At 68.1% G+C, this 13,981-nt stretch carries 11 protein-coding genes; 8 read left to right on the top strand and 3 right to left on the bottom strand.

Going from position 1 to position 13,981, the window contains the following annotated elements:
- Positions 1–79: 79 nt before the first annotated feature.
- Together VFU06_00745 and VFU06_00740 are read left to right on the top strand one after the other, a co-directional pair.
- Positions 80–2,236 carry an ATP-binding protein gene (locus VFU06_00745; protein HEU5207909.1) on the top strand — a complete coding sequence of 719 codons (2,157 nt, stop codon included), beginning with the start codon at positions 80–82 and terminating at the stop codon, positions 2,234–2,236.
- A 4-nt stretch (positions 2,237–2,240) separates the two neighbouring features.
- Entirely contained in the window at positions 2,241–3,308 is a 1,068-nt protein-coding gene (locus tag VFU06_00740; protein HEU5207908.1) for an HD domain-containing phosphohydrolase, read from the top strand.
- 44 nt (positions 3,309–3,352) lie between these two features.
- Here VFU06_00740 and VFU06_00735 read toward each other — a convergent pair whose 3' ends face one another.
- A complete protein-coding gene (locus VFU06_00735) occupies positions 3,353–4,177 on the bottom strand; it encodes a tetratricopeptide repeat protein (protein HEU5207907.1) in 825 nt (274 codons plus the stop codon).
- Positions 4,178–4,184: 7 nt separating this feature from the next.
- Positions 4,185–5,048 carry a Ku protein gene (locus VFU06_00730; GenBank protein HEU5207906.1) on the bottom strand — a complete coding sequence of 288 codons (864 nt, stop codon included), beginning with the start codon at positions 5,046–5,048 and terminating at the stop codon, positions 4,185–4,187.
- Between the two features lie 156 nt (positions 5,049–5,204).
- Between VFU06_00730 and VFU06_00725 the strand changes: the two genes are divergently transcribed.
- From VFU06_00725 to VFU06_00715, 3 genes are all read left to right on the top strand, one after another.
- Positions 5,205–5,759 carry a hypothetical protein gene (locus VFU06_00725; protein ID HEU5207905.1) on the top strand — a complete coding sequence of 185 codons (555 nt, stop codon included), beginning with the start codon at positions 5,205–5,207 and terminating at the stop codon, positions 5,757–5,759.
- Between the two features lie 56 nt (positions 5,760–5,815).
- On the top strand, positions 5,816–8,515 hold the full coding sequence (gene ligD / locus VFU06_00720; protein HEU5207904.1) for a DNA ligase D: 2,700 nt from the start codon (positions 5,816–5,818) through the stop codon (positions 8,513–8,515).
- Positions 8,516–8,918: 403 nt separating this feature from the next.
- Positions 8,919–9,605 (top strand): alpha/beta family hydrolase, encoded by a 687-nt coding sequence (locus tag VFU06_00715; protein HEU5207903.1) that lies wholly within the window; start codon positions 8,919–8,921, stop codon positions 9,603–9,605.
- Between the two features lie 120 nt (positions 9,606–9,725).
- Here the strand turns inward: VFU06_00715 and VFU06_00710 are convergent, their stop codons facing one another.
- Positions 9,726–10,427, bottom strand: coding sequence for a DUF72 domain-containing protein (locus VFU06_00710; GenBank protein ID HEU5207902.1), 702 nt, complete (start codon positions 10,425–10,427; stop codon positions 9,726–9,728).
- 185 nt (positions 10,428–10,612) lie between these two features.
- Here VFU06_00710 and VFU06_00705 point away from each other — a divergent pair, with 185 nt between their 5' ends.
- The 3 genes from VFU06_00705 to VFU06_00695 all read left to right on the top strand — a co-directional run bounded on the left by VFU06_00705 (position 10,613) and on the right by VFU06_00695 (position 13,961).
- Complete coding sequence (locus tag VFU06_00705) at positions 10,613–12,376, top strand: GAF domain-containing sensor histidine kinase (protein ID HEU5207901.1); 1,764 nt, start codon at positions 10,613–10,615, stop codon at positions 12,374–12,376.
- 149 nt (positions 12,377–12,525) lie between these two features.
- Positions 12,526–12,906: a hypothetical protein gene (locus VFU06_00700; protein ID HEU5207900.1), complete on the top strand. Its 381-nt coding sequence runs from the start codon at positions 12,526–12,528 to the stop codon at positions 12,904–12,906.
- A 2-nt stretch (positions 12,907–12,908) separates the two neighbouring features.
- Complete coding sequence (locus tag VFU06_00695) at positions 12,909–13,961, top strand: tetratricopeptide repeat protein (protein HEU5207899.1); 1,053 nt, start codon at positions 12,909–12,911, stop codon at positions 13,959–13,961.
- Positions 13,962–13,981 lie beyond the last annotated feature (20 nt).

Raw genomic sequence — 13,981 nt, 5'->3', positions numbered from 1 at the left:
CTCTGGCGGCGACAGGCGTGGCCCCTAGATTGATCCGTCGTCGTCACCGACGCACCATGCCCACCTTACCTGCTTGTCGATGATGCTCTCGCGAGGTCGGCGTCTTGCCGCCGCACTCGCCGTCGTTCTCGCAGTGCTCGTACTGCTGGTCGTGATCTCGTTCGCCCATGCACGCCGTGTTGAGCGGGCGAGCTTCGAGGCCGCGGAAACGCAGCGTGTGCTGGTCCAGCTCCAGCGGCTGGCGACCGGCATCGAGCAGACGGAAACGGCGGTCCGCGGCTATCTGCTGACGGGCAGCCCCGAGTACCTGCAGCGGCTGTACGCGGGCAGGGTGCGGGCGCCCGCCGCCCTGGCACGCCTGCGCCTGATGGAGCGCGACGATACGGTCGCGCTCGCGACGCTGAGCGGCCTGGCACTCGCGTACGACACGCTGATCTCGGTCCAGAACGGGATGATCGAGGCGGGCCCGGACACCCCCGGCGCGATTGCCGGGCTGGGCCGCTCGCACGAGCTGGTGAGCCGGATCCGGGGCGACCTGGACGCGATGATGACGTCGTACCAGACGCTGCTGGCGGTGGCGGACACCGCGCGAGGCGACGCGCGGCTCACTCCGCGCGTCATGCTCGTCTCGAGCCTGGTCGCCGTGCTGTTCTTCTCGATCATGCTGATCGTGCTGTTCCGCGACGTGCGGCGGCGCGAGCGCACCGAGCGCGAGCTGCGGGTGGCGCAGCAGCGACTTCTCAGCCTGACCAGCTCGCTCGAGGACATGGTGTTCGCGCTGGACCGGGAGGGGCGGATCACGGAGATCTACGGCCGGCTCGACACGGACGCCTCGGAGCTGCTCGGCAAGGGCGCGCGCGAACTGTTCGGCGACGGCGCGGCCGTCCACGAGGAGGCGAACCGGCGTGCACTGGCGGGGCTTCCCGCGATCTACGACTGGACGATGAACCGCGGCGACCGGCCGCCGGTACAGTACCAGACCTCGGTCGCGCCGCTGCGCGAGGCGGACGGCCGCATCAGCGGCATCGTGGGCGTCACGCGCGACGTGACAGCGGCCAAGGAGACGGAGCGGCGGCTCGCGAGCGCACTCAGCGATGCAGACCGTGCGAACCGCGCCAAGAACGAGTTCCTGTCACGCGTTTCGCACGAGCTGCGCACGCCGCTGCACGCGATCCTCGGGTACGGCCAGCTGCTCGCGCAGGAAGACCTCGACGTGGAAGCCGCGGACAGCGTCGACCACATCCTGCGGGGCGGCAAGCACCTGCTCGCACTGATCAACGAGATCCTGGACATCTCGCGCATCGAGAGCGGCACGCTCTCCCTCTCGATCGAGACGGTCCGTGTCTGGGAGGTGGTCGACGAGGTGTGCTCGTTCCTGAGCCATGCGGCGACGCCGCGCACGATCACGCTCGAGGTGAACGTCACGCGCAACCTGTGGGTCCGCGCGGACCGCCAGCGCCTGCGGCAGGTCCTGGTGAACCTGGGATCCAACGCGATCAAGTACAATCGCGACGGCGGTCACGTCGACTTCATTGCGGAGCCGAGCAATGGTGTTGTACGTATCGGCGTCCGGGACACGGGCATCGGGATCGATCCGGCCAAGCAGACGCACCTGTTCGAGCCGTTCCAGCGCCTTGGTGCCGATGAGATGGGCGTGGAGGGCGTGGGCCTGGGGCTGGTGGTCAGCAAGGCGCTCGTCGAGGCGATGGGCGGCCGCATCGAGGTGCAGTCGCTGCCCGGTGTCGGTTCCACCTTCTGGACGGAGCTGACACGCGTTGCGGCACCCGTGGGTGTCCTGGCGAGCGACGACCAGTTCGTGGATCCGCACGCGCGGGCCGACCTCAACCCCGACGCGCGCACGGTGCTGTACATCGAGGACAACGAGGCGAACCTGCAGCTCGTGCGCCGGATCCTCGCGCTGCAGGGGGATCGCTTCCGTTTCATCGGGGCCGCCGACGGGCTGAGCGGCCTGGAGCATGCACGTACGGTTCTGCCCGACCTGATTCTCCTCGATCTCCACCTGCCAGAGATCGACGGCGAAGTCGTGTTGCAGCGGTTGCGCGAGGATCCTTCGACGCGCGATATCCCGGTGGTCGTCCTGAGTGCGGACGCCACACCGTCGCGCATCGAGCGGCTCGTACGAGAGGGCGTATTTGCCTACCTCACCAAACCGCTGGACATTGCGGGCTTCGTCGCGACCATCCATGACGCGCTGCAGCTGAGCGCGCGGGAGTGAGGCAGTGAGCGAGATCGACGTAACACAACGCAGGATCCTGGCTGTGGACGACCAGGAAATGAACCTCAGGCTGCTCGAGCGGATCCTGCGCCGGGCAGGCTACGAGGAGATCCTGGGGACGTCGCAGCCGGAAGGCGTGATGGAGCTGCTGGATACCTGGCAGCCCGACATCGTGCTGCTGGACCTGCACATGCCCGGACTGAACGGGTTCGAGGTGCTGCAGCAGATCCGGGAGCGGACGTCGCCTGCCGCGTACCTGCCGGTGCTGGTGCTGACCGCCGACATCCTGCCGGAAACCAAGCTGCGCGCACTCGAGCAGGGCGCCTCCGACTTCCTCGCGAAGCCGTTCGACCAGCTCGAGGCGCTGCTTCGCATCCGCAACCTGCTCACGATCCGCGCCCTGCAGCAGCAGGTGCTCGAGCACAATCTGCAGCTCGAGGAACGCGTGCGGATCCGGACCTCCGAGCTCGACCAGGCCCGCATCGATACACTGGACCGCCTCGCCAAGGCCGCAGAGTACCGCGACGACGCCACCGGCGATCACATCCGCCGCGTCGGTGAGCTGGCGGCAGCGCTCTCGCGCGTGCTGGGCTGGCAGGACGAGCAGGTCGACCTGATGCGGCGCGCCGCGCCGCTGCACGACGTCGGCAAGATCGGCGTGCCGGATTCCGTGCTGCTCAAGCCGGGCCGCCTCACGCCGGAAGAGTTCTCGCTGATCAAGACGCACACGACGATCGGCGCGCGCATCCTGGGCGGCAGCCGCGTGCCGCTGCTGCAGATCGCGGAGGAGATCGCGCTCACGCACCACGAGCGCTGGGACGGCCTGGGCTACAACGGCACCCGCGGCGCGGAGATCCCGATGAGCGGGCGCATCGTCGCACTCGTCGACACGTTCGACGCCCTCATGCACGCGCGCCCGTACAAGCTCGCCTGGACGCTCGACGAAACGCTCGAGGAGATCCGCGAGCAGAGCGGCCGTCAGTTCGATCCCGAGATCGTGACCGCGTTCATGGACACGCGGGAATCGCTGCCCATCGAGCCGGGCAGCACGGCGGGGATACTGCGGAAGTAGGGCGGGCCGCGATTCGGCGGAAGCGCGCGGGGCGGCGACTGCGGTCAGGCGCGGCCGGTGCCCTGCGTGAGCGAGCGGTAGGCGCGCAGGTGGCGCACGGCGGCGGCCTCGTCGCCGAGCTGCTCGTACAGCCGTGACAGGTTGTAGTGCGCGTCGGCCATCCGCGGGTCGGCATCCAGCGCCCGCAGGTACGCGCTCACCGCCTCCTTCTGCCGCTGCCGGTCCTCCAGCACGATGCCCAGGTTGTACGCCGCCGTCGCGTGCGGTCCCGTGGCCAGCGCCGCCCGGTAGTGCAGCTCCGCCTGCGCGAGTCGCCGCGCCTCATGCAGCAGCCTGCCCAGGTTCACGTGCGCATCCGCGTGGCGGGGATCCAGCTCCAGCGCCCGCTCGTACGCGGTGACCGCGTCGTCTGCCGAGATCAATTCCAGCTCGACGCCGCGCTCGAACCAGTCGTCCGCGGTGATCGCCGGCATGGCGGGACGAACGGAAGCATGCAGCGGCGCGATCTCGGCGTTCAGGTCGGCGACCTGGAAATCGAGGTGGAGCTGGCCCGACACCGGGTTCCACGCGGCGTCGCCGTCGCTCACGATGACGTCGTCGCCATCCACGCGGATGCGGAGACCGGCCAGGTTGCGGTCGGGTGGGAGCTGCGCCTTGATTCGACGCAGCGCGCGGATCACGCGCAGGTGAGGCACGCGCGCCTGGATCAGGCCGCGCGCGGCGCGGAGCAGCACCAGGTCCTGGAAGGTGAAACGGTAGGCATTGCGCGGGCCGCGCTCGACCTCGATCAGGCCAGCGCGCACATACGACCGGACCTGCGATTCCGAGAGCCCCAGCAGCCTGGCGACGTCCCGGGTGCCATACCACATCGCGACCTCAGCCGCCGCTGGCCCTGCGCTTCGCCGCCTTCTTCGCTGTCTTCGCCGCACGGACCGGCTTGCGGCCGCCCTCGTCGTCCTCGGCTGCGCCCTGCTTCGCGAGCGATGCCTTGAGCGCCGCCATCAGGTCGATGATCTGCGCCTGCGGCGCCTCGACCGGCGCGGCCGTGATGTCCTCGCCCTGGACCTTGGCCTGGATCAGCTCGAGCTGACGCTCGCGCACCTCGTCCCGGTACTTCTCCGGCTCGAAGCTCTCGGCCCGGATCTGGTCGATCAGCTGCACCGCGAGCTTCAGCTCCTGGTCCTTCACCTCCGCCTCGCCGATCGGCACGTCCTCGAAGGAGCGGACCTCGTGGGCGTAGCGGAGCTGCTCCATGATGATGCCGTCGCGCATGGGCGAGAGCAGGACCAGGTACTGCTTGCCGCGTGCGGCGTAGCGGCCCAGCGCCGACAGGCCGGTCTCGCGCATGGCCGCCGACAGCAGGCGGTACGCGCGGTCGCCACCCTTCTCCGGCCCGAGGTAGACGACCTTGTCGATGTACGTCTTCTCGACCTGGTCCGCCGGGACGAACTCCACGATCTCGATCGTGTTGTCGGCCTTCTGGTCCAGCGCCTTCAGCTCGTCCGTGGTGAACAGGACGTACTGGTCCTTGGCGAACTCGTAGCCCTTCACCATCTCGTCCTTCTCGACCACCGTGCCGTCGCGGGCGCAGATGTACTGCTGCTTCAGCCGGGAGCCACAGTCCTTGTGGATCCAGTTGAAGCTGATCGCGGCGGTCGAGTCGCCCGACGAGTACAGCTTCACCGGGACGGAGACCAGGCCGAAGGAAATGGTCGCGGATCCGATCGCTCGTGCGCTCATAGGGTGGCCATGATTGTACGGGTGACGCAGTCGGGGCAAGGGCTTTGTGGTACTGTGACGAATGAGATGCCCGCAAATCGACAGCCGTTCCAGTCACGCGGAGAGGATGGCCGACGAGTTGCATTTCAGGGTTGCAGGGTGAGGCAGGAGCGAGCCATGGCAGAGGTACTCGTCGATTACGACATCCGCGTCGCGGGTGCGGACGGGCGGTTGTACGAGCCACAGGCCTGTGGGCGTGCACGCGCCGACGGGCTCTGGGAGGGCTGGATCGAGTTCGTTCCGATCGAAGGGGAGCCACTGCGGACCGGGCGGGAAACGACGCAGCCGAACCGCGACGACCTGATGTACTGGGCGCAGGGGCTCACGGCGACGTACCTGGAAGGTGCGCTGCGACGTGCGCTGGGCGACACGCCGCCGATACCCCCACGACGGGCACCCACCCGCAGCGCGGCATTCGATGCGCCGGCCGAGGCGCGCTGGCGGAGCGACGCCGCACACGCACGCTCCCGCGCGGTGCTGGACCCCTTCCACGTGTACGCTGAAGGTGCGGACGTGCTGCGCAATCAGCTGAACGCGCTGAGCGAGGACCAGCTCCGCAACATCATTCATGGCTACGAGCTGGCGGAGCCGGAAACGGTCGACCTCACGGGTGCGCGTCGGTCCGAGCTTGCCGAAGTGATCCTGCGCGGCGTGGAGCAGCGGAGGCGGTAGCGGCCGGGTGGGCGACCCACTTGACCGCACCGGCCCATCCAGCGCCCATTCGGTGCATGGCAACCGACCCGCTCGCCGAATACCGGGACAAGCGTGATCCTGGCAGCACCCCCGAACCCTTCGGCGGCGAGCCGCTGGACGGCGGTGTGCTGCGGTTCGTCGTGCAGAAGCACGCCGCGCGCAACCTGCACTACGACCTGCGTCTCGAGCTGGACGGCGTCCTCAAGTCGTGGGCGGTGCCCAAAGGCCCGTCGTACGACCAGGCGAACAAGCGCGGCGCGTTCCAGACGGAGGACCACCCACTCGCCTATGCGGACTTCGAGGGCGTGATCCCCAGGGGCAACTACGGCGCGGGCGAGATGATCGTGTGGGACCGCGGCGTCTGGGTGCCGATCGAGGACCCGCATCACGGCTTCGAGAAGGGCAAGCTGCTCTTCGAGCTGCGCGGCCAGAAGCTGCGCGGCCGCTGGACACTCGTGAAGACGAAGCGCAGCGACAAGGACTGGCTGCTGATCAAGGAGCGCGACGCGCTGATGCGCGCCGATGCGGACGACTTCGACGAGTCGTCCGTGCTGTCCGGACTCACGCTCGAGGAGCTGCGCAATGGCATCGTGCGCGACGAGGACCTGCAGGCCGAGCTGGAAGCGCTGGACGCGCCCCAGCGGGATGTGCGCATCAAGGACTGCGCGCCGATGCTCGCGGAGCGTGCGACGAGCGCGTTCGATCATCCGGACTGGGTCTACGAGTTCAAGTTCGACGGCTACCGCTTCCTCGCGCTCAAGGACGGCGAGCGCATCGTGCTGCAGACGCGCAACGGCCATGACTGGACGGAGTCGTTCCCCGATGTCGCGCGCGCGCTCGCGCGGCTGCCCTACGAGCGGCTGATCCTGGACGGCGAGATCACCGTCCATGACGACGTCGGGCTGCCGAGCTTTCAGCGACTGCAGAAGCGTGCGCGATTGAAGCGTGCGCCGGACATCCGGCGCGCCGCGCTGGAGCTGCCCGCAACCTTCTACCTCTTCGACCTCCTCGCCGCGGGTCCATACGACGTCCGGCCGCTGCCACTCGTCGAGCGAAAGCGCCTGCTGCGCACGATCGTGCCGAAAAGCGGCGCGCTGCGCTTTTCCGATCACGTGGCGGAGCATGGCACGGCGCTGTTCGGACAGGTCGAGGCACTCGGGCTCGAGGGCATCATCGCAAAGCGCGCGGACTCGGCGTACCGCGCCGGCCGCTCGGCAGCCTGGCAGAAGGTGCGCTCGCATCGCACGGACGAGTTCGTCGTCGTCGGCTGGAAGCGCGCGAGCGACAACCGCGAGGCGATCGGGTCACTGCACCTCGGCTTCTTCGACGGAGGCGTGCTGCGTTACGGAGGCTCCGTGGGGACCGGCTTCGACGGCGCAATGCTGCGCGAGCTGAAACGGCGGCTCGAGCCGGGGATCGTCGGGCGGTCTGCGGCAGAGGGCACGCCGCGTGATCGGGATGCGGTGTGGGTCGAGCCGCAGCTCGTCGTCGAGGTGCGCTACCTCGAATGGACCGAGGAGGGGCTGCTGCGGCATCCGGTATTCCTGCGTATCCGCGACGACAAGCGGCCGGAGGAGTGCGTCCGCGGGAATGCGCCGGAGTCGATGGACGGGCCGGATGCGGCCGCCGCTGCGGCGGATACTGCGGGTGAGGACGGATCCGTCACGGCGCGGTCTCGTGCGCGCAGTCCGAAGACGGTGACGTCGCATGCACAGGAGGCGGAAGTCACCGGATCGTCGACGGAAGGGGCAGAGCCACCCAGGCCACGTCCGCGTTCTACGAGAGTTCGCTCGAAGATCGTCGACAGTGCCGGGTCGCAGGCGCCCGCCGCCGGCCGCGGTGGCGCGACACACGAGGTCAAGCTCACGAACCTCGACAAGGTCTACTGGCCGGAGGACGGCTACACCAAGGGCGACCTCGTCGAGTACTACCGCGGGATCACGCCCTGGCTGCTGCCGTACCTGGAGGACCGCCCGCTGGTGATGACGCGCTTTCCCGACGGCATTCACGGCAAATCCTTCTTCCAGAAGGATCTGCCGAAGTCGGCACCGCCATGGCTGCACACCGAGACGCTCTGGAGCGAGGGATCCGAGCGCGAGCTGCGCTACCTGGTCGGCGGCGACGAGGCGACCATCCTCTGGTTCGCGAACGCCGGCTCGATTCCGCTGCACCTCTGGGCAAGCCGGGTCGGCGCGCTCGACCGACCGGACTGGTGCATCCTCGACCTGGATCCCAAGGACGCACCGTTCGCGCACGTCGTCGAGCTCGCACGCAGGCTGAAGGCACTGTGCGACGAGATCGGCCTGCCCTGCTTCGTCAAGACGAGCGGCTCATCCGGGCTGCACGTGCTGATTCCGCTCGGTGGCCAGCTCGACCACGAGCAGTCCAAGCAGCTGGCTGAGCTGATCGCGCGCGTGGCAGTGCGACGCGCACCGGACATCGCGACCATCGAACGTGTAATTGCACAGCGCGGCGGACGCGTGTACCTCGATTACCTGCAGAACGGCCACGGCAAGCTGCTGGTCTCGCCCTTCTGCGTGCGGCCGCTGCCCGGTGCGCCGGTGTCCATGCCGCTGGAATGGCGCGAGGTCAACGCGCAGCTCGACATCCGGCGATACACGATCCGGAATGCCGCGATGCGGATGAAGCGGCTGGGACACGACCCGCTGCGGCCGGTGCTGGAGGTGAAGCCGGACCTGATGCACGCGTTGCAGGCGCTGGCGGGTCTGCTGTGAGGGTTGGGTGGATACCGTTATTGGTGTTTCCCCGGACGGCATACGACCCGTAAGTCGCCACGCGTGTCGGTCGACGGGGACGCCTGGCGCCCTGAGGGTCGCAGTGACCGATCAGGCGCCAGGCATCCCCTTCGAGGCAGGGATGCATGTCGTCTGAATGGTTGTAATGACCGGTGCGCCGCCAGGCATCCGGCGGCCGTGTCGTGCGTGGCGCCTCGCGGGGGGTGAGAGCAGGATTTCGGCGGGTCCTGTTCCAACGATCGCGTATTCGATCGCCGCGCGCGCCCGCTTACCCGGGATCCAGAACACCCGTCACGCGCGCATGCTCACTCGGGATCCAGAATATCCGCCACCCACGCATGCTCATTCAGTATCCAGAACACCAGTGCAACGAGGTTCTCACATGGCCGGTTCAAAGACGTCCTCGATGTCCATCGCAGTGCCCGATCGCGGCGACGTGGATGCGCTGCTGGTGATGCCCGACCGGGCCCATGCGCTCTACGTGCTCGCGCATGGTGCCGGCGCTCCGATGCGGCATGCGTTCATGGATGCGATTGCGCACGCCCTGTCGGTCCGCGGGGTGGGGACCCTGCGCTACAACTTCCCGTACACGCAGGCGGGCCGACGCTCGCCGGACCGGCCGCAGGTGCTGGAAGCGACGGTGCGCGCGGCGATCGAGGCTGGAATGGAAGCGGCCGGTGGCGTCCCCGTCTTCGCGGGCGGCAAGTCGATGGGCGGACGGATGACATCGCAGGCGCTCGCCGGCGAGGCGGATGAGCGGGTGCGCGGCGTCGTCTTTCTCGGGTATCCGCTGCATGGCGCGGGCAAGCCGCCGAGCACGCAGCGCGCGGAGCACCTGGCAGCGGTCGCGCAGCCGATGCTCTTCGTGCAGGGAACGCGCGACAGCCTGGCCGACCTCGCGTTGATGCGGGGTGTCATCGATGGACTCGGCGCACGCGCCTCGCTGCACGTGGTCGAGGACGGCGATCACGGCTTCCACGTGCGGAAGAAGAGCGGCCGCGACGATGCTGCCGTGATCGAGGAGATCGCGGATGCGGTGAGCGCGTGGATGAAGGACGTCGCCGGCTAGACGGGCTCGAAGCGCTGGCGGAGGCGGGCGTCTTCGATCGGGCTGGCTGATCAGCTCGCGATACGGGCCCGCGTCGTCGATCAGACGGGCTCGAATGGCTCGCGGAAGCGGCATCGTCGATCAGCCTGCCTCGAACAGCTCGCGGAAGCGGGCGGCCAGGCGGGGCCCCGTGGCCTCGTCCTCATGCTTGAAGAACACGAGCACGTCGGTCCAGTCCGTGGCGCGGATACGATCGACCCAGGTCTTCAGCTCGTCGTCCGCGTACTGCACTCCACGAAGTCGCAGATAGCCCCACGACGCCGTCGCTGCGAACGGTGAGTCTCCCTCCTCCGTGTGCGTGATGCAGAGCGACGCACGGTGCTCGCCCAGCGTCGCATAGACTTCATCGTCGTACCACGTGTCATTGCGGAACTCCACCGCCGCGCGCACGTCCTGGGGCAGCAGCTTCAGCAGCCCGCGCAGCCGGTCCACATCCTTCTTCATGTTGGGCGGGAGCTGGAACAGCAGCGGGCCGCGCGCCTCGCCCAGTGCTTCGCTCACCTCGAGCAGTCGCGCGACGGGCTGGTCGACTTCCTTCAACCGCTTGATGTGTGTGATCTGCCGGGGCGCCTTGAGAATGAAGCGGAACTCCGGTGGCACCTCCGCACGCCAGGCCGTCAGCTGGTCGGGGACCGGCATCCGGTAGAACGTGTTGTTGATTTCCACGGCCGGGAAGCGCTCGGCGTACCAGGACAGGAAGCTGCTGGCGGGCAGGTCGGCGGGATAGAAGCTGCCCTTCCATTCCTTGTAGCCGAAGCCGCTGGTGCCGGTAAGGAGTTGCATCTGTCGCGAGTTCCTGGTGTGCGGGGTTTTGGTATGTACCGGGCGGTTCGCTCGCAGCCGCCGGCGCATGTGCTCCGGGGCAGCGGTGGGACACCGGGTGTCTCCGAGGGGCCCAAAGTGCTGGCGCGGTCGCAACTTGGTCAACATCTTAGGGATGCCTCCTTCTGCCACCGGACGGTCTCCCTATGGATGTCACCGCTGCGGTGCTCGGAATACACGAGAGCGATTCCTCCACGGCGGCGTATGGTGTCCTGTCGCATACGCTCCAGCCGCCGCTGCACGCGGTCGTCAGGATCGACAGCTCGCAGCAGCCCACGATCCTGATTCCGCCCGGAACCGCGCTGAGTGCGGAACTGACTGACACGGCGGCGCACCTGCTCCGTCCGGAAGTCTTCGGGCTGCGCTCACAGTTTCCGACGGACGCGTCGAGCTTCCCGGACACGGACGTGCTGCTGATCCCCTACCGGGTCGGTGAGGATTCAGCGACCGCGGTGCTGATCGGGGAGAGCGGCTCGTTCGGCGAGGATCCGGAGCCCTGGCGGCGGCTGGCGGGAGCGCTGGCGCGCATGGAGCAGCGGGAGCAGTCGCAGCAGAAGCTGCGAGCGGAGTGCGAGCTGCTGCGCCAGCGTGCGGAGGAGAGCGAGGCGATGCACACGCTCGGGCTCGCGACGAATCGTTCGCTGGACCCGGACGAAGTGCTTGCGCTGGTCGCGCGTTTTGCGCGCACACTGCTCGGTGCGCATTACGCGACGGTGAGCACCGTCAAGAACGACACGGTCGAGCTGGTCGCATCGATCGGCCTGCACGGTGAGCAGGCAGGCACGGACGAGCTGGCGGCGCGCATCGTCGAAGCATCGAAGCCGCTGCGTATAGGCGGTGCCGACGCCAACCTGGACCCCGCAGAGTTCCCGCTGCACGTGCAGCAGGGCATGGTCGTGGGACTGGGTATCCCGCTGACGCTGTTTGGCGACACGTTCGGCGCGCTCGTCGTCGGCTACCGCCGCCCGTACGAGGTGACCGCGCGCGACGTGCGGCTCGGCATCAGCGTCGCAACGCATGCTGCGGTGGCGATCGGCAACGCCCGGCTGCACGAGCGCGTGGAGCAGCGCTCGAGCGAGTTGGCGCAGGCGTATGCGCAGCTCGGCGAAGCGACGAGCGCCAAGGAGCGGTTCTACAACGCGGTGTCGCACGACCTGCGCACGCCGGTCGGCGCGATCAAGGGCTACAGCGAGCTGATGCTCGAAGGGCTCGCCGGCGAGCTGCCGGAACGCGCGCGTCGCTTCATCGAGAACTCCGCACGCGCGGCGGAGAACCTGCTGAGCCTGCTGAACGACCTGCTCGATTTCGCGAAGCTGCAGGCGAACCGCGTCGAAATCGATATGAAGCCGACGGACCTGCGCAGGATCGTCGACGACGCGCTGCTGAGCGTCCGGCCCCAGGCCGAGGAGAAGGGCCTGGAGCTGGTGGAGCCGCAGAACTGCGACCTGACTCTCGTTACGGACGGTCGTCGGCTGCGGCAGATCCTGGTCAACCTGCTCGGCAATGCGGTGAAGTTCACGAAGAGCGGCCGGATCGGGCTCGAATGCGCAGCCGATTCCGATTTCGTCGAGCTGGCCGTGTTCGACACCGGGCCCGGAATCGCCCCCGACGACCAGGCCCGGGTATTCCGCGAATTCGAGCAGATCAAGGGCTCGGTTGGAACCGGTCTCGGTCTGCCGATCTGCGCAAACCTCGCCTCACTCCTGGGCGGATTTCTGCATGTCGAGAGTGAGCCCGGCACCGGCTCACGTTTCGTGCTGCGACTTCCGCTCGAGCCCCTCCTGGCGGGCACTCCTGTCGACGACGACGGCACCGCCATCCTTCCGGGCGACGACGCTCCTCCCTCGACCATGACCGACAGCTCGACGCAGCCGCCAACCGGGCGGCGCGGCGCAGTCCAGGTTTCCTAGTACGGTCCAACTTCGAAACAACGGAGGTCGTAATGCGCGTGCCACGCAGGCTCACTGCTGTTGCGACTGTCATGGTGATGTCAGCATGTGCGGGAAACTGGATCTCAGACCTCAATCGTGCAGTTCCCTGCAACCGCAGTCGGGCCGCGGTGAACCAGCGAGTGGGACCGGACGGTGGGCGCGTCGACGCCGAGTATGCGTGGGTCGAGTTCGGCTCTGACGCGTTCAGCGATTCGACCACCGTTCTGATCCACCCCCATCCTCGACTCCACGGAATCCAGGTGACGCTGCCGGACGAGGATGCGATGCCCGCGTTCGATGTGGGCTTCGCCGTCGACTACTGTGGTGACCGCCCGGACACCGACGACTACTTCGTGGTCACGGAGCGGGGCCCCAGGCCGGCAGTTGTCGAGAACGGTATCGCGCGCGCCCGTATCGAGGCGGGTGAGCTGCGGTCGCGGGTGCGCGAGGCGGGGCTGGCGCCGTCCGGAATGCCGCTGGTCAGCGGATTCGTCATCCTGAGCAACTGACGATGATCGCGAGTGCAGAAACCGCGGCATCACTGCAGGGGCAGTTCGACCGGGCGGCCCACATCGAGGGAACCGCCGACTGGGATTCCGCTGCGTTCGCGTACGCGGACATTTACCGCACGGCGCTGCAGCTCGGCTCCATCGCGGATGCTGTCATTGCGTTGCGTGGTCAGGCACGCGCCTGCCGGCAGGCGGGAATGCTGGACCTCGCCGAGGACCTCTCCGAGCTGAGCTACCAGATTGCGCACTGTTGCGGGCACACGCGGGACGCTGCACGTGCGCTCAACACGACCGCAACGATCCGCCATGTCCAGCAGGACCTCGCGGGCGCTGCGCTGCTCTATGAACAGGCGCTCGAGCTCGCCCGCGACGTCGGTGACGACGAGCTCATCGCGCTCGCCGCACAGAACATCGGCATCATTCGCAACATGGAAGGCGAGTTCGACAGGGCCCGTGAGCTGTACCTGGAGAGTATTGCCGCAGCGCTGCGCACGGGTGATGCTCGCGGCGCTCTCGTGGCGTACATGCACCTCGGGATGGTATGCAGCGATCTCGAGACATGCATGGAAGCGAGCCTGTACCTCGAGCGCGCGCTGGAACTCGCGGAACGCCTGGGCGACCGCGTGCTGATCGCGTCCGTACAGGCGAACCGCGCGCGGCCCCTCTTGCATCTCGGAGACCTCGAACATGCGGAGCAGGCGCTGGACGAGGCGGAAGCGCTCATTCCCGGAGACGGCTACCCGGGCACGCGCTGCCACATCGTGCGCCGGCGCGCGGCGCTTGCGCGACTGCGGGGCAACCTGGAGCGGGCGGAGCACCTCGCCCTTCTTGCACTGGAGGCGGCAATCGCTGAGCAACTCACGCTGGAACGGGCGGACGTGCTGGAAGAGCTGTCGCTGATCCGGGAGGAGCAGGGGCGGCGGGCGCTGGCGCTGGCTGCGCTGCGGGAGTCGTACGACATGTTTGTCGCGGCACGGGCGCACGGGTATGCGAAGCGGGTGGAGGGACGGTTGCGGGAGCTGGCGCAGCCTTTGGGTAGTGCTGCCCAGGGGTGAGGACGGGGGCCGCCGCGGCC

It is taken from the genome of Longimicrobiales bacterium (genome assembly GCA_035764935.1).
In the GTDB taxonomy this organism is placed as follows: Bacteria; Gemmatimonadota; Gemmatimonadetes; order Longimicrobiales; family RSA9; genus DASTYK01.
Note: the sequence above shows the minus strand (reverse complement) of the source record. Positions and strands in the feature narration are given on the sequence as shown.

Excerpts from the sequence above, each read along its gene's own strand:
- ligD (HEU5207904.1), top strand. The coding sequence starts at position 5,816 with ATGGCAACCGACCCGCTCGCCGAATACCGGGACAAGCGTGATCCTGGC.
- VFU06_00730 (HEU5207906.1), bottom strand. The coding sequence starts at position 5,048 with ATGAGCGCACGAGCGATCGGATCCGCGACCATTTCCTTCGGCCTGGTC.
- VFU06_00735 (HEU5207907.1), bottom strand. The coding sequence starts at position 4,177 with ATGTGGTATGGCACCCGGGACGTCGCCAGGCTGCTGGGGCTCTCGGAA.
- VFU06_00725 (HEU5207905.1), top strand. The coding sequence starts at position 5,205 with ATGGCAGAGGTACTCGTCGATTACGACATCCGCGTCGCGGGTGCGGAC.
- VFU06_00705 (HEU5207901.1), top strand. The coding sequence starts at position 10,613 with ATGGATGTCACCGCTGCGGTGCTCGGAATACACGAGAGCGATTCCTCC.
- VFU06_00745 (HEU5207909.1), top strand. The coding sequence starts at position 80 with ATGATGCTCTCGCGAGGTCGGCGTCTTGCCGCCGCACTCGCCGTCGTT.
- VFU06_00710 (HEU5207902.1), bottom strand. The coding sequence starts at position 10,427 with ATGCAACTCCTTACCGGCACCAGCGGCTTCGGCTACAAGGAATGGAAG.
- VFU06_00695 (HEU5207899.1), top strand. The coding sequence starts at position 12,909 with ATGATCGCGAGTGCAGAAACCGCGGCATCACTGCAGGGGCAGTTCGAC.
- VFU06_00715 (HEU5207903.1), top strand. The coding sequence starts at position 8,919 with ATGGCCGGTTCAAAGACGTCCTCGATGTCCATCGCAGTGCCCGATCGC.